The sequence below is a fragment of the Moorena sp. SIO4G3 genome, from assembly GCF_010692305.1.
Classification (GTDB): domain Bacteria; phylum Cyanobacteriota; class Cyanobacteriia; order Cyanobacteriales; family Coleofasciculaceae; genus Moorena; species Moorena producens_A.
Genome location: NZ_JAAHIG010000004.1, coordinates 37,275 through 59,700 on the forward strand (window position 1 = coordinate 37,275; position 22,426 = coordinate 59,700).

The 22,426-nt window shown below is 44.2% G+C and carries 23 protein-coding genes; 13 read left to right on the plus strand and 10 right to left on the minus strand.

Features of this window, described 5'->3' with window-relative positions; genetic code table 11:
* The first annotated feature begins 39 nt into the window (after positions 1-39).
* Positions 40-339, plus strand: a complete 300-nt coding sequence (locus tag F6J99_RS01295; protein ID WP_293111373.1) for a Dabb family protein — start codon at positions 40-42, stop codon at positions 337-339.
* A 348-nt stretch (positions 340-687) separates the two neighbouring features.
* Here F6J99_RS01295 and F6J99_RS01300 read toward each other — a convergent pair whose 3' ends face one another.
* The gene (locus F6J99_RS01300; protein WP_083305188.1) at positions 688-852 is read right to left on the minus strand and encodes a ribbon-helix-helix protein, CopG family; all 165 of its coding nucleotides are present in this window, start codon (positions 850-852) and stop codon (positions 688-690) included.
* Positions 853-1,529: 677 nt separating this feature from the next.
* Between F6J99_RS01300 and F6J99_RS01305 the strand changes: the two genes are divergently transcribed.
* The 3 genes from F6J99_RS01305 (at position 1,530) to iscB (ending at position 3,751) form a co-directional block, all read left to right on the plus strand.
* On the plus strand, positions 1,530-1,802 hold the full coding sequence (locus F6J99_RS01305) for a hypothetical protein (protein WP_293111374.1): 273 nt from the start codon (positions 1,530-1,532) through the stop codon (positions 1,800-1,802).
* Between the two features lie 159 nt (positions 1,803-1,961).
* Positions 1,962-2,171, plus strand: coding sequence for a hypothetical protein (locus F6J99_RS01310; protein WP_293111375.1), 210 nt, complete (start codon positions 1,962-1,964; stop codon positions 2,169-2,171).
* A gap of 317 nt (positions 2,172-2,488) precedes the next feature.
* Positions 2,489-3,751, plus strand: a complete 1,263-nt coding sequence (gene iscB / locus F6J99_RS01315) for an RNA-guided endonuclease IscB (RefSeq protein ID WP_070396043.1) — start codon at positions 2,489-2,491, stop codon at positions 3,749-3,751.
* Between the two features lie 37 nt (positions 3,752-3,788).
* Here iscB and F6J99_RS01320 read toward each other — a convergent pair whose 3' ends face one another.
* On the minus strand, positions 3,789-3,932 hold the full coding sequence (locus tag F6J99_RS01320) for a hypothetical protein (protein ID WP_293111376.1): 144 nt from the start codon (positions 3,930-3,932) through the stop codon (positions 3,789-3,791).
* 173 nt (positions 3,933-4,105) lie between these two features.
* Between F6J99_RS01320 and F6J99_RS01325 the strand changes: the two genes are divergently transcribed.
* Positions 4,106-6,241 (plus strand): pentapeptide repeat-containing protein, encoded by a 2,136-nt coding sequence (locus F6J99_RS01325; RefSeq protein WP_293111377.1) that lies wholly within the window; start codon positions 4,106-4,108, stop codon positions 6,239-6,241.
* A 110-nt stretch (positions 6,242-6,351) separates the two neighbouring features.
* On the opposite strand, the gene F6J99_RS01330 is transcribed toward F6J99_RS01325, so the two are convergent.
* A complete protein-coding gene (locus tag F6J99_RS01330; RefSeq protein WP_293111417.1) occupies positions 6,352-6,990 on the minus strand; it encodes a Uma2 family endonuclease in 639 nt (212 codons plus the stop codon).
* A 396-nt stretch (positions 6,991-7,386) separates the two neighbouring features.
* Here F6J99_RS01330 and F6J99_RS01335 point away from each other — a divergent pair, with 396 nt between their 5' ends.
* On the plus strand, positions 7,387-7,602 hold the full coding sequence (locus F6J99_RS01335) for a hypothetical protein (RefSeq protein WP_293111378.1): 216 nt from the start codon (positions 7,387-7,389) through the stop codon (positions 7,600-7,602).
* A 56-nt stretch (positions 7,603-7,658) separates the two neighbouring features.
* Complete coding sequence (locus tag F6J99_RS01340; RefSeq protein ID WP_293058233.1) at positions 7,659-7,892, plus strand: DUF433 domain-containing protein; 234 nt, start codon at positions 7,659-7,661, stop codon at positions 7,890-7,892.
* Positions 7,893-8,111: 219 nt separating this feature from the next.
* On the opposite strand, the gene F6J99_RS01345 is transcribed toward F6J99_RS01340, so the two are convergent.
* Positions 8,112-9,743 (minus strand): Hsp70 family protein, encoded by a 1,632-nt coding sequence (locus F6J99_RS01345; RefSeq protein ID WP_293111379.1) that lies wholly within the window; start codon positions 9,741-9,743, stop codon positions 8,112-8,114.
* A gap of 54 nt (positions 9,744-9,797) precedes the next feature.
* On the opposite strand from F6J99_RS01345, the gene F6J99_RS01350 reads away from it, so the two are divergent.
* Positions 9,798-9,974 (plus strand): hypothetical protein, encoded by a 177-nt coding sequence (locus tag F6J99_RS01350; protein ID WP_293111380.1) that lies wholly within the window; start codon positions 9,798-9,800, stop codon positions 9,972-9,974.
* Here F6J99_RS01350 and F6J99_RS01355 read toward each other — a convergent pair.
* A complete protein-coding gene (locus tag F6J99_RS01355) occupies positions 9,971-11,581 on the minus strand; it encodes a DUF2079 domain-containing protein (RefSeq protein ID WP_293111381.1) in 1,611 nt (536 codons plus the stop codon). The two genes, F6J99_RS01350 and F6J99_RS01355, sit on opposite strands and share 4 nt — an antisense overlap.
* 66 nt (positions 11,582-11,647) lie before the next feature.
* Between F6J99_RS01355 and F6J99_RS01360 the strand changes: the two genes are divergently transcribed.
* Positions 11,648-11,863, plus strand: coding sequence for a hypothetical protein (locus F6J99_RS01360; protein ID WP_293111382.1), 216 nt, complete (start codon positions 11,648-11,650; stop codon positions 11,861-11,863).
* Between the two features lie 56 nt (positions 11,864-11,919).
* On the opposite strand, the gene F6J99_RS01365 is transcribed toward F6J99_RS01360, so the two are convergent.
* A complete protein-coding gene (locus tag F6J99_RS01365; RefSeq protein ID WP_293111383.1) occupies positions 11,920-13,482 on the minus strand; it encodes an ATP-binding protein in 1,563 nt (520 codons plus the stop codon).
* Positions 13,479-15,077, minus strand: a complete 1,599-nt coding sequence (locus tag F6J99_RS01370; protein WP_293111384.1) for a histidine kinase dimerization/phosphoacceptor domain -containing protein — start codon at positions 15,075-15,077, stop codon at positions 13,479-13,481. Before F6J99_RS01370 ends, F6J99_RS01365 begins: the two co-directional genes overlap by 4 nt.
* An 89-nt stretch (positions 15,078-15,166) precedes the next feature.
* On the opposite strand from F6J99_RS01370, the gene dxs reads away from it, so the two are divergent.
* From dxs to F6J99_RS01385, 3 genes are all read left to right on the plus strand, one after another.
* Positions 15,167-17,074 (plus strand): 1-deoxy-D-xylulose-5-phosphate synthase, encoded by a 1,908-nt coding sequence (dxs, locus tag F6J99_RS01375; protein ID WP_293111385.1) that lies wholly within the window; start codon positions 15,167-15,169, stop codon positions 17,072-17,074.
* Between the two features lie 109 nt (positions 17,075-17,183).
* On the plus strand, positions 17,184-18,245 hold the full coding sequence (gene mtnA, locus F6J99_RS01380) for an S-methyl-5-thioribose-1-phosphate isomerase (protein ID WP_293111386.1): 1,062 nt from the start codon (positions 17,184-17,186) through the stop codon (positions 18,243-18,245).
* Positions 18,246-18,607: 362 nt separating this feature from the next.
* Positions 18,608-19,225: a L,D-transpeptidase gene (locus F6J99_RS01385; RefSeq protein WP_083305483.1), complete on the plus strand. Its 618-nt coding sequence runs from the start codon at positions 18,608-18,610 to the stop codon at positions 19,223-19,225.
* Between the two features lie 54 nt (positions 19,226-19,279).
* On the opposite strand, the gene F6J99_RS01390 is transcribed toward F6J99_RS01385, so the two are convergent.
* Positions 19,280-20,020 carry a phycocyanobilin:ferredoxin oxidoreductase gene (locus tag F6J99_RS01390; protein WP_293111387.1) on the minus strand — a complete coding sequence of 247 codons (741 nt, stop codon included), beginning with the start codon at positions 20,018-20,020 and terminating at the stop codon, positions 19,280-19,282.
* Positions 20,021-20,683: 663 nt separating this feature from the next.
* On the opposite strand from F6J99_RS01390, the gene F6J99_RS01395 reads away from it, so the two are divergent.
* Positions 20,684-20,866 (plus strand): twin-arginine translocase TatA/TatE family subunit, encoded by a 183-nt coding sequence (locus tag F6J99_RS01395; protein WP_075905026.1) that lies wholly within the window; start codon positions 20,684-20,686, stop codon positions 20,864-20,866.
* Between the two features lie 206 nt (positions 20,867-21,072).
* Here the strand turns inward: F6J99_RS01395 and F6J99_RS01400 are convergent, their stop codons facing one another.
* Both F6J99_RS01400 and F6J99_RS01405 read right to left on the minus strand, forming a co-directional pair.
* The gene (locus tag F6J99_RS01400) at positions 21,073-21,774 is read right to left on the minus strand and encodes a Crp/Fnr family transcriptional regulator (protein WP_293111388.1); all 702 of its coding nucleotides are present in this window, start codon (positions 21,772-21,774) and stop codon (positions 21,073-21,075) included.
* Between the two features lie 220 nt (positions 21,775-21,994).
* Positions 21,995-22,120 carry a hypothetical protein gene (locus tag F6J99_RS01405; RefSeq protein ID WP_293111389.1) on the minus strand — a complete coding sequence of 42 codons (126 nt, stop codon included), beginning with the start codon at positions 22,118-22,120 and terminating at the stop codon, positions 21,995-21,997.
* Positions 22,121-22,426: the final 306 nt, after the last annotated feature.

The following is a 22,426-nucleotide window of genomic DNA, read 5'->3' on the forward strand; positions in this document are numbered from 1 at the left end:
GGCCTGTGGTAATGGGAATTTAGGAACTTTTAAGTAAACATGATCGAGCATATTATTTTGTTCAAGTGGAAAGAAGACGCTTCACCGGATGCGATCGCATTAGCTATGAATGGACTCCTGGCTCTGAAAGACCAAATTCCTGAGATTGTAGAACTTTCCTGTGGAGAGAACTTTTCACCCCTCAGGTCTCAGGGATTTCAGCATGCTTTGAGAGTGCAACTGGTCAATCGCGATGCTCTGAGTACCTATACTGATCACCCAGCCCACCAGGAAGTAGTCCAGAACTATATCAAACCTATCCAAGGGGACATCATCGCAGTAGATTACGAAGTTGACTAGCCTCAAGGATAGAGGATAGGAACTGAGGGGGTGACAGTGTGGGGTGTGGGGTGTGGGGTGTGGGGTTTGGGGTTTGGGGTAGCTGTACACATAAATCCAAAAGCGATGCAGAGGTGCGACCCGTGGCGAATTTAATTCGATGACTGTAAACGCACCATTACGGTCTTGGGGGAAACCTCCATGAGCAACTGCATTAAGACAATGATTGCCTTAGTTCCAAAAAAAGTTTTCCCCACACCCCACACCCTAAACCCTAAACCCTACACCCTAAACCCTAAACCCTAAACCCTACACCCTACACCCTACACCCAGTAAGGCTAACAAGGCTGCTTGTCACCCCCTTACTCATTACTCTTTGGGTGGGATGTCTCCTGCCTGCTCAGCTTTTTTTATTGCTCGTTTAAGAATTAGTACTGCCATTTGGGACAAGGACCGCTCCTCGGCATCTGCCAATCGTTGAAGCGCTTCTTTGTCTTTTTCTTCCATATAGAGGGTTACGGTTACTTTAGCCATATCATTAATAATAATTTTTACTCTGGGTTTTTACCCAAATGAACATAAATTAACACAAATAAAAAGAAACTATATGTTATTCCATAAATTGTAATAGAAAGCTTTCTGCCCACCCAATCGATAGGTAGCTTTCTCCGTAAGCAAGAGCGCAAGTTAACTAGGGTCGGGTCTGGGGAGCTATCAGTCCCGTGCTGTAACGGTTGGGGTCAGCGTTGGTAGGATGTGACTAGGACCTTCAAAAAATATTGCTACAGATCACCCTATCAGTGTGAGTTTGGGTTGTGGAGTGTGGGGTGATGGGAAGCTTTGACCAAAAATTTTGGGTTTCAAGCCCCGTCCTTCTAGGACGGCTTTTAAGTAAAGTGTGATAGAATAAACATGTAGCCTAGTACAGGCAGGATTCGTCGGTACTGCCAATTTCAAACAACGACGTAAAGCGATACTAGTACACGAGGAGCGTGCATACCTCGCCAAAACGCATGGATCTGCCACAGATACCGAAACCCCAGTAAAATAACCTTTTAAAACTAAACGTACCGTGGGGTTAGAAGTTACCGTAAGAAGAGTGGAGCCTTAATCAAAAAGTTTTAACCCTTTTACCCATAGCCGACTAACCATAAAGGCTCCACTCTTCTAAGGTTTCGTCTCCGGCACACNTGGAGGGAGCCGATAGATTCGTGCTCGGGGGAAAGTCTCAATTTGTCGGTGAAACTACTGTGATTCAGTATGATGAAGCAGGGAATGATGACTATGCTCTGATTACGGATTTTGATACTACCGAGGATGTTATTCAACTTGGTGGTTCTAAAAGTGATTATCGCTTGGATTCATCCCCGATTGGTTTACCGTCAGGTACAGGAATATTCCTAGGAAATGAGCTAACTGCTATTGTGCAAGGGAGTTTAGAGCTGGATCTTAGCGCTAGCTATTTTGAGGGTTCGGAAGGGTAGGTTGAAGGTATAAAGTTGTTTGGTTGAAGGTTGTTTGGTTGAAGGTTGTTTGGTTGAATTCTAAATTCTAAATTCTAAATTCTAAATTCTAAAAGTCCTTGACAATTACAATTATAATCATTACAATAATCATTATAAACGTAATTTAGTTTTTTACTTATGTCTACAGACTTTATTACGAATCACGACAATAATCCTAAGAAACAACGTATTAAGTGCATTAAGGGCTCTCCTGAAGCAGTTACCAAGACTATTTACGGTCTTTATGCACTGGGTTATGGGTCGGTTTCCGACTGGAGCCCTTTGCAACCGACGGGAATTCCGGGGCAAGTAATTAGTTTTGCAACCAACTATCAAACTTGGCGTTAATAGGTTAAATTTATGGGGGGGTTTCCCCCCCGCTCTGGTCCGGTAGGATCACATCGGGATTGATTCGGAAACTGATAGACATGACATAACGTTTACACCTAGTTTAAGCCTTGGTAATTCCCGGTAAATCTGGGAATTGCCGACTAGGTTGCAGACTAAGGATTTACTTCCTACGTTGTTTTGGTCACGATACCTAGGGGTGAACTCCAGCTTCTAGCTCTATCGCTAGCCATTAAGACAAAGGCAAACGTGTGGTTAGCCCAACAAGCCATTACAACATTGTCAAGGAACACATTACCAACTGAGATGCACTAATCATGCAAAATTATGTATTTGTTATTGACACAAACAAACAACCATTAAACCCAATTCCACCAAAGAAGGCACGAAGGTTATTAGACAAAGGCAAAGCTGCGGTTTTTAGGATGTACCCTTTTACTATTATTTTGAAAACGGCGATCAACAATCCTGTTGTTACCAACTGTCAACTAAAAATTGACCCTGGTAGCAAGGTCACTGGGTTTGCTCTAGTCCAAAACAATCAGGTGATTTGGGGAATGGAATTAGAGCACAGAGGAGGATTAATCAAGAAAAAACTACAGTCTAGAAGCGCTGTAAGACGCGGCAGGCGTAACCGTCATACCCGTTACAGAAAACCAAGATTCCTTAACCGCAAACGTCCAGAGGGATGGCTTCCACCTAGCTTAGAGCACAGGATTTTGACTATAGAGACCTGGATCAAACGATTAATTAAGTTTTGCCCGGTTAACGAGATTTGGGTAGAAAGAGTTAAGTTTGACACCCAAAAAATGCAAGTTCCCGAAATCAATGGTGTTGAGTACCAACAAGGGGAATTAGCTGGGTATGAAGTCAGAGAATACTTGCTAGAAAAATGGGGAAGGGAATGCACTTACTGCGGTAAACAATCCGTCCCATTGCAAATTGAACACATTCATCCAAAATCTAAAGGTGGAAGTGATCGGGTTAGCAATCTTTGTCTAGCTTGCGAAAAATGCAATCAACGGAAAGGGAATAAACCAATAGAAGAATTTTTAAAGAAGAAACCAAGTTTGCTGCAAAAAATCAAAACTAAAGCCAAGCAACCGCTGAAAGATGCGGCAGCAGTAAATGCGACTCGCAACAAGTTGGTAAAAGTGCTCTGGAACATCAAACCTTTAATTACTGCAACGGGAGCGCAAACCAAGTACAACCGAATTAAACTGGGTTTCCCAAAGGAACATTGGGTTGACGCTGCCTGTGTTGGTGATATAGAGATCTTGGAACTAAGGACAAATCAACCACTGTTAGTAACCTGTAAAGGTCAAGGAGGCAGACAAAAAGCAGCACTCAATAAGTATGGCTACCCCATTAGGCACAACCCATTAAAACCGATCAAGGGTTGGTGCAGTGGAGATATAGCCAAAAACATTCTGACTGGGGAGTTTGGGAGAGTTAACCCTAGGAGCAAAAGTAATTCCTTCAATTACACAGTCCGAGGGAATAAGGCAATAAGCTTACACGTTAAGAACTTGACCAGGGTTCACAAAAAAGATGGGTACACTTACGGTTTTTGCCGATAAATACCAAGAATTACCTGGGAATATTTGTCCTATTGTTTTACAGTATTGATATAGCCGTGGATAGTATTTCTACGGCTATTTTTTTTTGTTTTAATTTAATGGAATTGGGAAGTGCGATCGCATTTAGCGGCTCCAAAAGAGCATCGGAACGGTAGAAGTCGGTTTCAGCTACAACAACCAATCCCTGGGTTTCTCTCGAAAACCGTCTGTCGGTTAATCAACACAATTAGGTATAGTTTATTAAGAACTATTTCCAGTTTATTGACAAGAACTGCTTGTTATACTAAACTGATTTAACTAAAGTTACCTATTCCTTCTTACCTGTTCCCTTTACTACATATATGACTATGGCTGATGAAAGCTAAAGACGTTCTGGAAAAGTATGCAGCAGGAGAAAGGGATTTCCGCAGGGCAAATCTTAGAGGTCAATCGTTTCAGGGGCAAGACCTTTCAGGGGCAGATTTTAGTGAAGCGGATATTATAGGGACAAATTTTAAGAATGCTATTTTAAGGGATACTAGGTTTTGTAAAGCGAAGGCGGGATTACAAAAACGGTGGGTAATTGTTCTTCTATTGCTTTCATGGATAACGTCAGGAGTATCTGGATTTACCAGCTTGTCTGGTAGGTTTTTAGTAGCGCGAAAATTTACCTCTCAAGGCGTGGTAGAGCAACTCTTCGGCTGGATAGCTTTGGTTGTAATAATTGTCTTATTTACTGTTACCCTTCGTCAAAGTATGGAAAAAGCCGGAACTTTGGCCATAGGCATTGCCGGAGTCGGAGCTTTGGTTCTAGCCGTTGCTATAACCCTATCTGAAGCAGGAATCGCTCCCCGTGCGCGAGCCTTAGCTGGCGTCGCCGAGTTTGTAGGTTTAGTCGGAGCCGGTGCCGGAGCTGGTGCTGCTGCGGTAGTCGTGGGATTTACCCAAGCTATAGGCGTAGCTTGTGCCGGTGCCGTAGGCGGAGTTTTTGCCTTTGCCTTTGCCGGAGCTGTAGCCTTTACCTTTTCCGGAGTTGTAGCCTTTACCTTTTCCAAAGCTTTTGCTGGAGACTTAGCTGGAGTTATAACTATAGTCCTAGCCTTACTTGGCACTTACCTAGGCTGGCGTATTCTAACCAGAGACCTCAAAGATGCCTGGATTCGCACTATTGCTATTGCTTTTGCTGCCACAGGAGGTACCAGTTTTTACAAAGCTGATTTAACCAATGCTAATTTTACGGGAGCTACCCTCAAAAGTACAGATTTAAGAGAAGCTAATCTTACTTATACTTGTTGGCAAAATACCATTAGACTTGACCGAGCTAGACCAGGTAATACTATCTTAGCTGATAGGGCTGTTAGAGAATTATTGGTTAGTGGTAATGGTTACAATAAGTCTTATGTTAAGGGTAATCTTAGGGGGGCAAATTTAAAAGGGGCTAATCTAAATAAGGCTAATCTAAAACTGGCTGATATTAGCGAAGCCACTTTAGAGGATGCTAATTTAGAATGGGCTAATTTAACTGAAGCTCAAGCAGTTGGTACTGATTTTACTAATGCTTATTTTACGGGGGCTTGTTTAGAAGCGTGGAATATTGATTCAACAACTAGCTTTACTGATGTTGATTGTCAGTATGTGTTTTTACTAGAGAATCCCAATGCTATGGGAAGTCTAGAGCGCCGCCCCCATGACCCTAATCGGGTTTTTCAACCAGGGGATTTTGAGAAGCTTTATCAGCAGGTAATGAATACGGTGCAGATTCTTCTGCGTAATGGGGTTAATCCAGAAGCATTTCGTCAAGCCTTTCAAGAGTTAATAGCGGAAAATCCGGAAATTACTGGTGATTCAATTCAAGCAATTGAGAGAAAGGGAAATGATATTTTACTTACTTTAGAAGTTCCAGAATCAACCGATAAGGGTAAAGTTGAAATAGAATTTTTGGCCGTTTATGAAGCTAGGCTGGAAGCAGCGAAACAAACGGCTATGCTAGAAGCGGAAAGAAGTCATCTCAAAGATGTTAAGGAAATTGTTAGGGCTGCTTTCACTAGTAATCAGTTATCGAGTCCTACAATAAATCTTACAAATACAGTTCAAGCGGATAATGATATGTCAGATAATTCACAGAGTTTTAATATAGACCAAGGCCAAGCTAATAATCCTAACAATAACTCTAATCTTGTCAATAACTCTACTATAGGTGGTGGTATTGCTGGGAGAGATAATAAAGGGGATGTTATACACCACCATGCTCCTGACAAAAACCTAGCCGAAGCAGCAGCTGAAATTCAGCAACTTCTAAACCAACTATCCCAGACTAATTCCGCTAGTACTGAGATTGAGAAGTTAACAGTTGTAGCGAGGGCTGCTGAGGAAATAAAGAATAAACCAATCCTAAAAGCTAAGGTAGTCAATGCTCTAAAAGCTGGAGGAGTGGAAGCTTTTAAGGAAGCCATAGACCATCCTTTAGTTAACATTTTAATGGCTACTATTGAAGGATGGACGGAAGTTTAGGGATAAGTAATCAGCTATCAGTGGCGTAGGGTGTGTTAGGGACGGGCTCCCCTTGATTTTCTCCCTGTTGATATCGGTTGAGATAGCCCGGCCCGTAACGCACCACCGGGTCAAACTAGAGATCCTTCCCCCTTGCCTGGGCGCAGCCCTATAAATAATTGATCTGTCGATAACTTAAGGTTAGGAAAAAGCGAAGATTTGAGACAATCCCCTCTACGAAACATTACTTTTTGATATTGATCATTCACCATACAGCAGACCGTTACCGTCGGTTGTTTGGGGCTACCAATAAAGTATTTTCCGCCAATACCGAGATAATCCACAATCCAGTATTCTGGAATCCCCAAAGCCTCGTAATCTTCATACTTACGAGCATAATCATTCTGCCAATTTGTACTAACGACTTCAACCACAAGTTTTACAGTAGTACCCAGAGTTATCACTGGTTCCCTTGCCCACAGTGGTTCGTTGATTAGTTCTTCTTCATCAAGCACAACCAGATCTGGTCTGAAAGCATTGAAGGTTCCTAAAGGCTGAATTAAGCAACGGTGTGGAATAAAATAAGGTACATTTAAACGATCTATTTCTACATTAAGCTTTCGGCTAATCAACGCCACGACTTGCTCGTGGGGGCCAGTTGGTTCTATCTCAATTAGCTCTCCATCAATCAGTTCGTAGCGTTGATCGTCTCCATACTGAGCAATAAATTCTTCTGGACTGATACCGGTTTTGGTTGCTGATAGAATCATAGGGAACAGGGAACAGGGAACAGGGAACAGGGAACAGATAAGAGGCAATAGTGCTTAGCCTATTGTAGGGTGCGCTCAAAGTAATCAACATCTGCTGCTTCACCCGATTGATTATAAGAGGATATCTGAAAAGTTTTTTGATACTGCATTTTGCCCCCCTAGCCCCCCAACTTTGGGGGGAACAAGAGTCAATTTGCTTCTAAAAGTCCCCCAAAATTGGGGGATTTAGGGGGCTTGGATGTAGCAAATTAGACTTCTCAGATATCCTCTAAGCAAGGCAGCACCCAAAACCCTTAATTTTTACACTTGTTACCCTAATATTTTATCTTTTATTGTGAGTTAAAATAACTTGATCGGACTCATAATCTGATCGCCTGTAGCTTAAGATAGTCAAAAATGATGCAAACAAGTCACTTCAATCAAATTTTAGAAATGATTGACGCTCTTTCTTTAGAAGAACAGAACGATTTAATTAATATTATTAGACATAGACAAATTGAACAAAGAAGAGAAGAAATCGCTGTTAATATTACTAAAGCTCACCAAGACTATCAACAAGGTAACGTTTTTCGGGGTACAGTTGATGATGTGATCGCTGAATTAAACGATTGATTCAGGAATAGCGGCAACTAAAATAGAGATAAACAAAGCAACTTGTAGACACCCTCATGAATTCAAAAACTAGCTTGATCGCTCGCATTACTCAAACCCCTGGTCAGTGTGGTGGTCGTCCCTGCATTCGAGGGATGCGAATTCGAGTTACCGATATTTTAGAAATGTTGGCTGAAAATGTTAGTGTTACTGAAATTTTAAAAGATTTCCCCGATTTGGAACTGGCAGATATTCAAGCTTGTCTGCTTTTTGCTGCACGACGCACTGATTTCCCCAGACTGACAGCATGAAGATTTGGATTGATGCTCAACTGCCTCCAACATTAGCAGCGAGCCTTTGGGTGGTGCGTTACGGAGCGGGCTGTTGCAACAGTCGCTACGAAGTTTAACATGAGGGCAAACCCGCCCCTAACACACCCTACGCACGACGCACTGATCCCCTGTTCCCTGTTCCCTGTTCCCTGTTCCCTATTACCTACTATTTAGTTCAACCGAAGATGATATGACCAATTAACTTAACTGAGCTACTACCTGATTTGCCAATAATGTTTCATTGGTAAGTAAATCATCAACAGTAACTCTCAAGTAACGTTCAGCATCAACTTGAAACTGGAGTTTAATGCGATCGCTTCCGGGATTGCCCAGGGGTGTTAAGTTAGCTATACTTCTTGCCCCATCCCTGTCATTGAGGGGTTGCACAGCAGTTTGACCCTGGCCTAACTGACGAGTAATCAAGCGATCGCCTTCAAAATAAATCTCTGTGCCACCAGTTTGGGAGCCTAACTCTCCTAAAATTAGCTCTATACTCGGTTGATTCTCTACCGAAGCTCCTAAGAATAGTTCTACAGGCTCACTCATCGGGTAAGGTTGTCCTTCTCTAATAATTGAGTGCCAGTTGTGACGCTTTAACCGTCTATCCCAATAGCGAATTCCGTAGCTATGGTAGAGGAAATCTTGGACTTCGATACCTTGGCTGAGCTGAAGTGCGCCAGTTGCGATCGCTTCAAAGGGTTTTTGGCAACGAACCTTGCTTGAGTCGAAATACTGGTTTACCCATGCCTGAACTGCTGGGATCTTCACGGTGCCACCCACTAACAAGACACCATCTATATCTGGCACTTCTATACCATTGCGTCTTGCTTGTTGTAGCACTTCCGTCATCTTATCATCAAGGGTATCAAAAAACTGGTGTTCTTTGAGGATAGTTTCAAAGGTCTCGCGGTCTAGTTTTAGTTCATAACTCTCGAAGGTTTCATCATTAAAATAGACTTCAGTAGCTTCAGACTGCTCAGAAAGTTGAATTTTCAGGCGTTCTGCTAGTCGAGTAGTCAAAGGCGATCGCATTAACCCTTGAGTTTCCACAAAATAATCCACCAGCCAGTTATCAATATCTGTCCCACCCAAATTTTGTCCCACTTTCGCCAGCACACGGGCAATTTTCACTTTCTGGCTAGACCCTTCACCAAAGGACTTTTCCCCCCACTTAAGAATAAACCCGAGGGGTTTTTTACTCCCTTGAGCCTCCTGATTCAGCTGCACCAGAGATAAATCCAGAGTTCCACCACCAAAGTCTATAACTAGCAGAGTATCCCCTTCCGCAATACCATAGCCCAAGGCAGCCGCTGTCGGTTCATCCAGCATCCTCACCTGTTCCACTGGCAAGGATTGACAGATGCCACTAAGCCAATGGCGGTAAGCTTCAAAGCTATCCACAGGCACAGTCAGAATCACCGATTCAATGGCAGAATCCCCCGCCTCGGACTGGAGGGCTGATAAGTTTTCAATAATTTGGTTGAGGAACCATTCCCCAACTTGTTCAAAGGTGATCCCGATCCCATCCAGTTCTGGCAGAAATCCCTGAACCTCAGCACCAATCCCCCGTTTGAAGCTGCGGAAGAATCGAGGGTCACTGGTGAGATCCAATCCGCGATCGCGTACTGCCTGTCCAACAATCACCTTACCCTGAGCCGCATCTTCCACATACACCAAACTGGGAATTAAAGGAGGATTTTGACTAAGTTGCAGAGCAAGTCCTGGTAACGTGATGGTTTCTGGCGTTTCCGTGACAGGGTTCCAGCGAGTGATTACCGTATTGCTCGTGCCAAAGTCAATAGCGTAGGACGTAGTACTGGTGCTAGGCATTTAATGTTTATTGAACTTATCTTATTGATATTCTTTATTATTAAATATCAGTTTATGGCTGAACTACTCAATAGCCAGGACACCTGTACCCAGGGAGACAGTTTAGCAATCCGTGTCGGAATTGTCAGAATTTTTGATGCCATCTTGCCGATTCCCGATTCCCGATTCCCGACTCCCGACTCCCGATTCCCGATTCCCGATTCCCGATTCCCGATTCCCGATTCCCTTTAGACATTCAACTCTTGCCTAAAGCTTACCCATGCTCTCATAGCCTCTGGATTAGATGCTACTCCTTTTTGCATCAAAATCACACCATCTTTAAAACCAATGATGCCATACTCGTTAGTCTTAGTGACGCGGTCAATCATGTTAACTAAAGAGCGCAACCGCTGACCATCATGCTTAAAGGCAATTTGATAGCGTTGTAACCGCCATAAATCTGCGATCGCATAATCCACCTTCACCACCTCGCCATTATCATTGCGCAACTGTAAATCGGCTAAGCGGATGATTTCCCGACGTCCTGACAGATGAGGCACTAGATAGGTAGTGGCTGAGACACTAGCATTTGCAGGAATCTGAGCCAGTAATGACCGGATCGAGCCCACACGAGACCACTGTTGGGTTAAGGGCACATAGACGAAGGGTTGGTAGGAATCCGGAAGGAGGAAATAAAAGGTTCGATTTGGGCTAGAGGTAATGGTCAACACTACCGCAAGGGTTAGACAAAAAATCCAAAAGCGCCGAAACTTAGACCTAGCAGAGATCACAGCTTCACTAAATTGGGGATGAGCTGACCACCAAAGTATCGCGCCATAAAATAGCCCAGGTACTACGGTCATCGCATAGCGGATATTAATCGCAAGCACTGATTGACCTTTACCCAACAGGAGTTTTAGCAAGGGAAATGCTGCGATAGACCAAGAAGCGGGAGCAATAGCTGGTATAAATGCTAAGGGTAACCATTGACCTAATAAATACTGAATAGTGCCAAAAAAGGGAGTAAACAGTTCTACTAGTAAACGCCAAGGATTGGTGAGCATACCCTTAATAATTTCCAGGGTAGACGCCTCATCCCCATCAGCGTACTGACCAAAACGCTCGATCATGAACCGTTGAGAAATATCTTCCGAAAATAGGGGCATAATTAGATTGGTCAAGACAAGTATGTAACCAAAACTGAGGGTACAAACTGCTAGACCAATGCGAGGGTAGCGCCGACTGACAATTAAATAGAATCCCACACCAAACAAACCTATCCCGGAATCTTCCCGTACAGCTAAAATCAAAATTGCCAGCAACCAAAACAGCCACCACCAGCGTTTTTCCATAGCTAGCAGTAGCCCAAACACAAACAGCGGAATTTGGCAGATGTCATGGAAGTTGGCTAAGGTCGGACCAAGAATAGCATTAGCACAGTAAAAGCTAACCGTAATCATTGCTGCTAACATCGGTTGCAGATACTGTCTGGCCAGGATATACAAAACTACACCAGCAGCTGTTACCAACGTTACCTGCAAAACGGTTAGAGTCGCGGGAAATGGAAACAAAGCATATAACGGTAACCAAAGTAACAGCGCGGGAGTAAAATGTTGCCCTAATCGGTGGTAATAGACATTTGGAACTTCCCCATTATGAACTACATTAGTAGACAGCTGGGATGAAAGAGTACTCTGAAAGAAGCGACCGTGACTGCCATTCCAGAAGACTTGATTAAAAATTCCTTGGTCGTAAGAAGAATAAAACGTATAGTGTCGATGTAGAGTAAAAACTAAGGTGAATAAAAAAAATGCGATCGCCGCAGTAATAACAAGTTTTAATCCAGGTTTTTTTGTCATTTGTCCTTTGTCATTTTTTATTGGTATTAATATCCATAAAGTTTCGCTTTTTTTAAACTACTCTTGTTGTCAACACACCCTTACGCTTATCGGGACAAAGATATAGCGTTTATCATAGCTAAGAGGTACAAATATTTTTTTACCTCTTACCGTCTTGATGCAGTCGCTCTTGCCTCTTGCCTCTTGCCTCTTGCCTCTTATCTGCTCCCTGCTCCCTGCTCCCTGCTCCCTGCTCCCTGCTCCCTGCTCCCTGCTCCCTGCTCCCTAAAACCTAAAACCTAAAACCTAAAACCTAAAACCTAAAAATTTGTACCTCATGGGTATAAGACTTGCTATAGCTAATTGTGACGACTCCCGAGCCATTGCCAATCAGCACTTGTGACGTCTGAATTCAAAAGTCTTACTTCCCCATTATTTACTATGGGAATTTTAATCGTAAATGTTGTACCAACGCCCAATTGGCTAGTCAGTTCAATCTCTCCCTGATGCTTTTCTACACAGCGTTTCACAATCGATAGTCCCAGACCAGTCCCTTGAATTGTCCCCACATTTTTGGCTCGATAAAAAGACTCGAAAATTTTCTTTTGGTCTGCTTCAGCAATCCCAATTCCTTTATCCTGGATGCGGAACACAACCAACTGCTCTTTCAAATCACAAGTTAGGTTAAAGGTCACGATTTCATGAGAAGGAGAATACTTCAGAGCATTGGTAAGCAGATTAGTTATAATGTAATGTATAAGTCTATCATCCATACAGACTTCTGTATAGATCCTGTCAGAATTAAAAACAATCCGATTGCGACTGGCTTCATCTAGGCATAGTTCTGCAATTAAATCCTGGCAGAATTGCTCTAAGTTCATCGGAGTTGGAATAAAATCTAGCCGACCTACTTCAGCTTGACCGATTAGCAACACCTCTTCCATCAACTCAGTCATGCGCTCTACTGAAATAGTAATTCGTTTTAAATAACGCTGCTTTTGCTCCTGAGTGGCCAGATTACCATAGCGCTTAAGTAACTCAGCAGCAGTTAGGATCACACTGAGGGGATTACGGAATTCGTGGCAAACGGTGGAAACGAACTGGGAGCGGAAATCTTGGATTTCTTCTTCTTTTGCCAACACCTCCTCTAACATTTCTGTCTGAGGTTCCTCGCTGATATCCCAAAACGCGAGCACTACTCCATTGACGTTTCCCAGTTGGTCTTTTAGGGGTGAGGCACTATTCCCAACAGGAATTCGACCACCGTCCTTTGCGATCAAAGCGTTATGCTCGCCCAGATAGACAACTTGTCCGGTCTTGATCACTTTATCTAGGGGATACTTGACTAGATTCCCGGTCAGATCATTAACAATTGGGAACATTGAGGTCACATCTCGCCCCCATACCTCAGATTGGTGCCAGCCAGTCAGAGCTTCAGCGGAAGCATTCATAAAAGTAATCGTACCTTGTGGGGTGGTAGCAATAACTGCATCATCGATAGAGTTTAAAATGGATGACAACTGAGCTTGGCTGTTCTGCAACGACTGCTCCATCTGGTATTGCTGGAGAGCCATTTCAATGGCAACCCGCAAGTCTCTCTCGTTAAACGGTTTAGTAACATAACCAAAGGGTTGGGTAACTTTAGCCCGTTGCAAGGTATCTTCATCTGCATAGGCAGTCAAATAGACGATAGGAATACGTAAATGTTCACGGATTTGCCTAGCAGCAGTAATACCATCCATCTTGCCTTTTAGGAAAATGTCCATCAGCACTAAGTCAGGCTTAGTTTGAGCGGCTTTGGTAATGGCTTGAGAGCCAGATGAAGCGGTAGCTGATACCATATACCCCAATTGCTTAAGCTGGCTAGCAATTGTCTTAGCAACAATAACTTCGTCTTCTACAACTAACACCCTGGTAATCACGATTGTTGTCCTATTGCTTCTAGAATTGTTGCTGTTGAGAATACTATTCGGAAAGCTGTGCCCTCGCTATGGCCGTGAAACATACTCCCGTCTAATTGTTCCGTTGCCAGGTCATAAACTAACGATAATCCTAGAGACTGGGTATTACGCCAATCTAACTTTTCTGGTAAACCAACCCCATTATCTCGGACAATCAATGCAACGTCATCATCCCCGCTACGGTGCAATTCAATGTGAATCTCACCAGAGCGTCCATTGGGAAACCCGTACTTCAGGGAATTGGATACCAGTTCATTGATGATTAGACCGCAAGGGATGGCCTGATCAATACTGAGGGGAATGGGTTCAATAGTGGTGTGTAACTGAATCCTATCGCTAGTGACTTGATAAGCTACCAGTAAGTTCACGGCTAGGTTCTGGATATAATCGACTACATCCAGGTTGCCTATCACTGAGGCACCATAAAGTTTCTTGTGAATTAGAGCCATGGCTTCAAGGCGATGGCGAGCTTCCGACAGCTGTAATCGGGTTTCGGGTTGATCTACTGTCACAGATTGCAAGTGTAGCAAGCCAGAAACAATTTGTAAGTTGTTTTTGACCCGATGGTGAATTTCTTGGAGCAGCACCTCTTTCTCAACTAGGGTAGCTTTGAGGTTTTCCTCGACCTGTTTGAGCTGTGTGATGTCGATGGCTATGTTATAGATCCGAATGGGAGTGTTATTAGCATCTGTGAGGAGGTGAGCGCGATGGCGAATCCAACTCACAGCTCCATCCGGTCGCAAAATTCTGTAGTCAATATCTTTGGCACCAGTTGACAGCATGGTTTGGTCGGCCAGTTGATAGGTTTCGACATCCTCTGGGTGAACCACTGATTCCCACAGGCGTAAGTTTCCGAAGAACTCAGTGATACTGCGACCATAGACTTGCTCGGTAGCACTGTTAAGATAAAGCAGTTTGTCAATGGAAGGATCAAAAGACCATACCACTGCTTCTAGGGAAGCCAGAATACTTTCAAGACGTTCTTGACTCAACTGCCAGGCATGTTCATTTTCCTCCAATTCCTCCTCAAACTGCTGATTGACAGCAACTTCCTGGTGCCATCGGTGATTAGCTGCCACTAATTCCCCTTCTTTTTGAGTCAAATGTTGCTGTAAGTCTTCCACCTTAGTCACGATAGCAGAGAGGATTGCTGCCATGGTGTGGGGGGTCACCACACGTACTACTTGACCTTGCTCATCCACTAGGGGTAGGTGACGAATCTGGTATTGACGTAATCGGGACTCGACCAAAACAATGTCTGGTGTCGGTATGATGGGCAAGGTAATTAACTCTTTAGTCATCACATCAGCAATGGCAACCCCTGAGTGTACCATTCCAGCTGATGCTACTTTGACCACATCCCGTTCTGTAAAAATACCTAGCAATTTCTGCTGCTGTACTACCAGCACATAGCTCCTTCCGGTTTGATTCATCGTAGCGATCGCTTCCGTTACTGGAGTATCGGGAGCAATGGTTAAAGGCTGCTGGTCGCAAGGAAAATTTACAATAGAAAATTGACCAGAAATGCCCTTTTTCAGGTAATCTTTAGCTTCCATATAACCCTCGAAGCGCCAAATTATTGGATACTTTTAGGGAGTCGAAAGACAAACATTAACACGATCCAGTAGCAATTCAAAGAGACGGTATGCATCTCAGTGAAATTACTCATCCAAATCAGTTGCACGGTCTATCGATTCGTCAACTAGAGGAAATTGCCCGTCAAATTCGCGAGAAACACCTCCAAACCATAGCTACTAGTGGTGGTCACTTAGGTCCAGGCTTGGGAGTGGTAGAATTAACCCTAGCTCTATATCAAACACTTGACCTTGACTATGATAAGGTAGTCTGGGACGTTGGACACCAAGCTTATCCCCACAAAATGCTCACGGGGCGCTATAACCGATTCCATACCCTACGGCAGAAAGATGGTATTGCTGGTTATCTAAAGCGTTGCGAGAATAAGTTTGATCACTTTGGAGCCGGTCATGCCTCCACCAGTATTTCTTCTGCTTTGGGTATGGCGATCGCCCGAGACCGCAAAGGGCAAAACTTCAAAGTAGCAGCAGTTATTGGTGATGGTGCTCTGACCGGTGGCATGGCATTGGAAGCCATCAATCATGCCGGACACTTACCCCATACTAAACTCCTGGTGGTGCTCAATGATAATGAGATGTCCATCTCCCCCAATGTCGGGGCTATTCCCCGTTACCTCAACAAAGTGCGGCTTTCTGAGCCGATGCAGTTTATTACTGACAATTTGGAGGAACAGTTCAAAAATCTCCCCTTTGTCGGTGAGTCTTTATCCCCAGACTTGCAACGGCTCAAGGAAGGGATGAAGCGTTTAGCTGTACCTAAGGTCGGAGCTGTCTTTGAAGAACTGGGCTTTACCTACATCGGACCGGTAGATGGTCACAATCTAGAGGAGTTAATTTTTACCTTTACAAACGCCCACAAGCTAGATGGACCAGTGCTGGTGCATGTGGCAACTACGAAGGGCAAGGGGTATGCGATCGCAGAAGCAGACAAAGTGGGTTACCATGCCCAAAGTCCCTTCAACCTAGCTACCGGTAAAGCGCTTCCCGCTAAAAAACCCAAACCCCCGGGCTATTCCAAAGTGTTTGCCCACACCCTGGTCACACTAGCTCAGAATAATCCCAAAATCATTGGCATCACGGCAGCTATGGCTACCGGCACAGGGTTGAATAAATTGCAAGAAAAACTCCCTAACCAATACATTGATGTAGGGATTGCGGAACAACATGCCGTTACCCTAGCGGCTGGCCTAGCCTGTGAAGGAATGCGACCGGTTGCAGCTATTTACTCCACCTTCTTACAACGGGCTTACGACCAAATTATTCACGACGTTTGTATCCAAAACCTACCGGTCTTTTTCTGCCTCGACCGTGCAGGAATTGTGGGTGCTGATGGCCCTACTCACCAAGGGATGTATGATATCGCCTATTTGCGATGCATTCCGAATATGGTAATTATGGCTCCCAAAGACGAAGCTGAACTGCAACGTATGGTAGTTACAGGAGTCAACCACACCGATGGTCCGATTGCCATGCGCTATCCTCGGGGTAGTGGCTATGGCGTTCCCCTGATGGAAGATGGTTGGGAAGCACTACCCATTGGTAAAGGAGAACTATTGCGTAATGGTGACGACCTGTTAATGGTAGGGTACGGCAGTATGGTTTACACCGCCATGCAAACCGCTGAAATTCTTAGCGAGCATGGTATTGAAGCAACAGTGATTAATGCTCGTTTTGTCAAGCCCCTAGATACAGAATTAATCTTCCCCTTGGCTCAGAAAATTGGTCGTGTAGTTACCCTAGAAGAAGGGTGCTTAATGGGTGGGTTTGGTTCAGCGGTGGCAGAAGCACTGATGGATAATGATATATTAGTTCCCCTCAAGCGCTTTGGTGTACCGGATAAATTAGTGGATCATGCCAAGCCCGATGAATCAAAAGCTGATTTGGGGCTGACTGGCTCTCAAATTGCTGAACAGATCAGGGAAGCTTTCTTTACTAGACAGCCATCTGCTATTAGTTAGTTTATCAATGTTAACAGTTGACGGTTGACGGTTAACGGTTAACCGTCAACTGTTAACAAAATAGGAAATAACAATTAATAAATAACAATTAACAATATACCGAAGTTAGATGAATTCATCCATATACCAAGTGTATCCCGTTATTTGGGAAAACGACCGAGTTTTCCTTATTGACCAAAACCGCTTACCCGGCCAATATTCCATGGTAGAAATCAGCCGCTGTGAAGATATGGTTGAGGCGATTAAAACTATGATTGTTCGGGGAGCGCCAGCAATTGGAATCGCAGCGGCTTATGGCATTTACCTTGGTGCAAGAGAGATTAAAACTAAAGAACGCAAGGCTTTCCTCGAACAGCTTGAAGTTGTAGCCCAGCAGTTGCGGCAAACTCGTCCTACAGCGGTTAATTTGTTTTGGGCAATCATGCGGATGCTTAAAAATGCCTATGAAACGATCGGGACAGTAGAAGAGATTAAAGCTTCCTTACTTGAAACAGCTAAACAAATTCAGCTGGAGGATTTACAAACCTGTCAAGCCATAGGCGATCGCGGATTAGAGGTATTACCGACAACCCCCGACAAACTGTGTCTTCTGACCCATTGTAATGCAGGAGCCTTGGCAACCGCTGGGTATGGTACTTCCTTGGGAGTGGTGCGTTCGGCGTGGCGGGATGGGCGATTAGCCAGATTATATGCTGGCGAAACCCGCCCCCGCTTGCAAGGTGCTAGGTTAACGACCTGGGAATGCGTCGAAGAAGGTATTCCCGTTACTTTAATTACCGATAGCATGGCCGCCCATTGTATGAAACAAGGGCTAATTGATGCGGTTGTAGTGGGAGCTGATCGAATTGCTGCCAATGGAGATACGGCTAACAAAATTGGTACCTATAGTTTAGCCCTGATTGCTCAAGCTCATCAGATACCCTTCTTTGTGGCTGCTCCGATCTCAACCATTGATTTTCAGCTATCTACTGGCCAAGAAATTCCCATTGAAGAACGTCACCCCTCAGAAATTTACCAGATTGGGGAAACAGTGATTTGTCCTCCTAAAGTGGAATTTTATAACCCAGCTTTTGATGTAACTCCGGCGGAGTTAATTACTGCCATTATTACTGAAAAAGGTGCACTTTCCCCCAAAGAGCTGTCACAACTTAACATTAAGCAATCAGTGTGACATCTATCTTGGTTTTAGGGAGTAGGGAGTAGGGAGTAGGGAGTAGGGAGTGGCACCTTTGAAAATTGAATGTACCTCATAAGGAGCGAGAAACGCTATAACTGACCCAACTATACTTGAGTCAGTTTTTTAGTTCAGCAACCTCTAAAGGATAAAGTCTGATAGCTATGTGTGTTTAGATCATGGGTGTTTAGATCATGGGTGTTTAGATCATGGGTGTTTAGATCATGGGTGTTTAGATCATGGGTGTTTAGATCAAAGCCGTGGGATCGGTAGAACCGTCAACAGTCAACGGTCAAAAGTGAACAAAACATGATCAATTAAAATATGCACATAAAATATCGACTAGCTAAGAGGAAATCGTGAACGGAAAACTTTCCACTCAACGCTTAATTGTGTGCGGCTTAAGTGTAGCTATCCCGTTATTATACGCAGAGGTAGCCACCGCCGCCGCTGATCTAACCAATACTAGTTTCACTAACTGGAAAGAAATTCCCTATGAAAGCTTTCTGCCAAGGGTTGAAACACCAGAATTGTCTCCTCTCGACGAAGTCAATCACTATCTGCGGCAAGAGGAAGATTTCTTTAATAATACCCCTCGTTTAGTTATTAAACTAAGTGAGCGTCGTCTTTATGTTTATCGAGGAGATAAACTCGAAGCCAGTTATCCAGTTGCCATCGGTCAGCCTGGTTGGGAAACCCCTACAGGAAATTTCCAAGTGACACAGATGGTTCAAAATCCAGTTTGGCAGCATCCTATCACTGGTGAAGTTGTTGCTCCAGGACCAGAAAACCCTCTTGGTCCAAGGTGGATGGCATTTTGGAGTGATGGAACAAACTACATCGGGTTTCATGGTACCAATGATGAGGAACTTGTGGGACAAGCAGTGTCTCACGGTTGCATCCGGATGCGTAATGATGATGTCAAAGCTTTGTATAACAGAGTGGCTTTGGGAACATCTGTAACAGTACAGGAATAGTTATTGTTGACAACTCCCCGGGCGTGAGCAACCCTCGCGCCGGGGATTTAACTATCAAGTTCCTGGCAAGTCAAATAGTACCGAGGTCATATAGTTTTCTGCCCATTCAACACCAAACGCTTTTTCAAGCACCCGCCGGGTTTTGTCATTCTGCCGCTGCTTGCTGCAATAATAGTGTTGACTAGCAATAATTTCTGCTTGCTTTTCTCTAGAGACCGGTAGGGCATTAGCAGCATGGGCACAGTGAATCTGTAATAAATCATCCACCCATGTCAAGAACTGTGCTTCTTCTTCTGGACCATTGGGACGCACAAAAATGCAAAATTCTGAAAAAATGTCTGCCCAAGGTGGTAAGTCACGGGGCTGTTTAAACTCAGGTTTTGGTAGGGTCTCTAAAGAACAGTGATAGGCTTCTGGTAAGGTACGTTTAGGATTGAGTGGAGACAGGTCTGCGATCGCAGCACTAATTTGTCCTCTAGCTGCCACCACATCACAGCCAAACATGGGCAGAGCATAGTCTGGACGAGGAAACATTACACAGTGTAAAATGTCCAACATCTCACCTATTTTTGCCAATTCCAGGTGCATTTTCCGAAACTGACGTGTCTGATAGCAATGGTTTTCGATAGTCAGTTTCTCTCCCTCAAGCCGTCCTTCCACGTAGCCTAACTCGGCTGGTAAATGATAAGGAGAAAGGTCGAAGTAGCGCCGCCAGTTCGACTCAATACAGTCCGCCAGCTTAGCGCACAGAGGGTTTTGTTGGGTTCTTAGGGATGGCGTGGAAGTGGTTGACATTCCTTAACACTTAAAGGCTATGGGTAACATTGAGGCAACAGGCTTGCAGACCAAAGGGTTGGATGGTGTTTCCCCCCATTATTTCCCTTCACAAGAGGGGTAGGCAAAAGACAAAAGCTATGGAAGACTTGAAGTATCAACCATTGCATTGATTGTAACCCTTGCAAATGGTATATTTTTATACTTTATCTTTCCTCCTTCATCCTTCCACCTCTATCTTCTCACCTTATCGGTGACCATCAATTGGAGCAAGACATCCTAAGTATGGACTTCGGATAAGCTTAGGATATCAGCTTGCCATGGTCAATCCTGTAACGCTACACAAAACTTTGTTACTGCTGGGATTGGATCTAGGATTTTGTTTGCGATTAGCCCGAAGGGCGTTGGCTAGCGAACGCATCGAATTCCTTCCTAGTAGCCTGGACTAGCGGTGCATTGCAGCAATCTTCGGATCAATGTGAGTGGGGTGGGCATCCTGCCCGCCCGAAAATGACTACTTTGAGTCTGCGACCGAGATTGAGCTAGGTTGATTGTGCGCCTAGTAAAACCATAGAGTAGATTAGCTAGACAATTTTTTGGCTTTGCTGTGAAGTAGGATGGGCTAAGTGCTATCAAGCAGTTCAAGGTTAATTCAACGTTAAAAGGAGTTTGGAGGAAATTGCTATGTTTGGTTTAGGATGGCCGGAAGTAATGATTATTGGTGTTGTAGCAGTTGTGATTTTTGGACCGAAGAAGATTCCTGAAATTGGCAGCGCCCTAGGGAAAACCCTCAGAGGCTTCAAAGACGAGATGAATAATCCGACATCAGACGCTGAGGAGTCACAAACTGAGCAGAAAAATTCATAATTAACCAAACTTTCAGGGGGTAATTCATCCCACACTGACTTTACGGTTCAGACCTGGTTATCGCAGGTGGTGGAAGCTATAACAATGCCTGCAATAAGCGCGTTTCTCATAGTAACGAGGTACAAACGAGGTACACAGGATTTTTTCCCGACTCCCGATTCCCGACTCCCGATTCCCGATTCCCGATTCCCCACTCCCTAGTCTTTTCATCCTTCGTTGTCCGCGAACGCATCTAACTGCTGCCAGTCATTGATAATAATTTTGCCTCCCCGCTTGTAGGTAACTACTGAATTGATCGAATTTATCTTTTTGAACAAACGCACGCATTCTTCATAGGTTATACCTATACTGCGAGCAATTTGATAGTACGGAAGGTTGACATTTAAAGACTCTCCCTGAGCAACAGACTGAGTTCCATAGCGAGTTGCATAGTATTGCAGCAGACGCACCAGTCGTACAATTGCCCTTTCAGAAATTAGCCCATGTACGGTGTTATGAATTTGTTGCAGGCGTTGGTTAAAGACTTCCAGGATTCGCAACGCCACTTCTGGGGTATGGCGAATGGTCTCTAACAGGGCATCTCGTTCTATGGTTAGCACTAGGGAGTCCACCTGACAAATAACTGTTGCGGGAGCAATACCATTACCAAAAATTGCCGGAGCCGCAAAAATATCCCCCTCAGGGATGATGCGCAAAAGGCTTTCTTTACCACTCGTCCCGGTTTTTTTAATTTGCAGAGTTCCCTTGATTAAGGCATAGAGTTGGCAGGGCAGGCGATCGCCCTCATAGATCACAATCTCATCCCGCAAATAAGTCCTTACTTTGGTATAAGGCTGAAGATTCTCTAGCGCTGAGGTTTCTAGGTCTTTCAGCACCCAGACTTGAGCTAATTGTTCTATTGAGACCATGCCTAGTAGTCCTTTGAGACTGTTTGATAGTTATAGTATTTCTGAATTCGGTCAGGTACTTACGCCCTTGGGGTTTTAGGGAGCAGGGAGCAGCGGATCTGGGAACAGCGGATCTGGGAACAGCGGATCTGGGAACAGGGAGAAGAGTGTGGGGAGAGGGGGTAGTGTGGGGAGAAAGGGGAGAGCACAAGAGTGTGGGGAGAGGGAGGAGAGGGAAGAATTAGTTTGAGATTAATTTGGTATCTTTAAATACTTTTTTTCTAATGGTCTTGATGAACATCCTCATCTGACTCCCCATTTCCCCATCTCCCCATCTCCCCATCTCCCCATCTCCCCATCTCCCCATCTCCCCATACTTCCCTCCCTTTCCCTACTCCCTACTCCCTACTCCCTACTCCCTACTCCCTACTCCCTACTCCCTACTCCCTTTGCTTTTTCTTCGTTTATGAGCTAGCTCAAGGACAGCGCTAACTATTTCTGTCACAGTAAAAGTAACAACAAGTTCAGAGATATAGGGCTACGCGCAAGGCAAAAGGCAAAAGGCAAAAGGCAAAAGTCTACTAGAAGAGCTTTTCAGCTTGTATAAATGTCATAATCTTAATGCGTAGTGCTATATTTCTAAATCTTATAACTTCCTAAAAATGTGATGAGG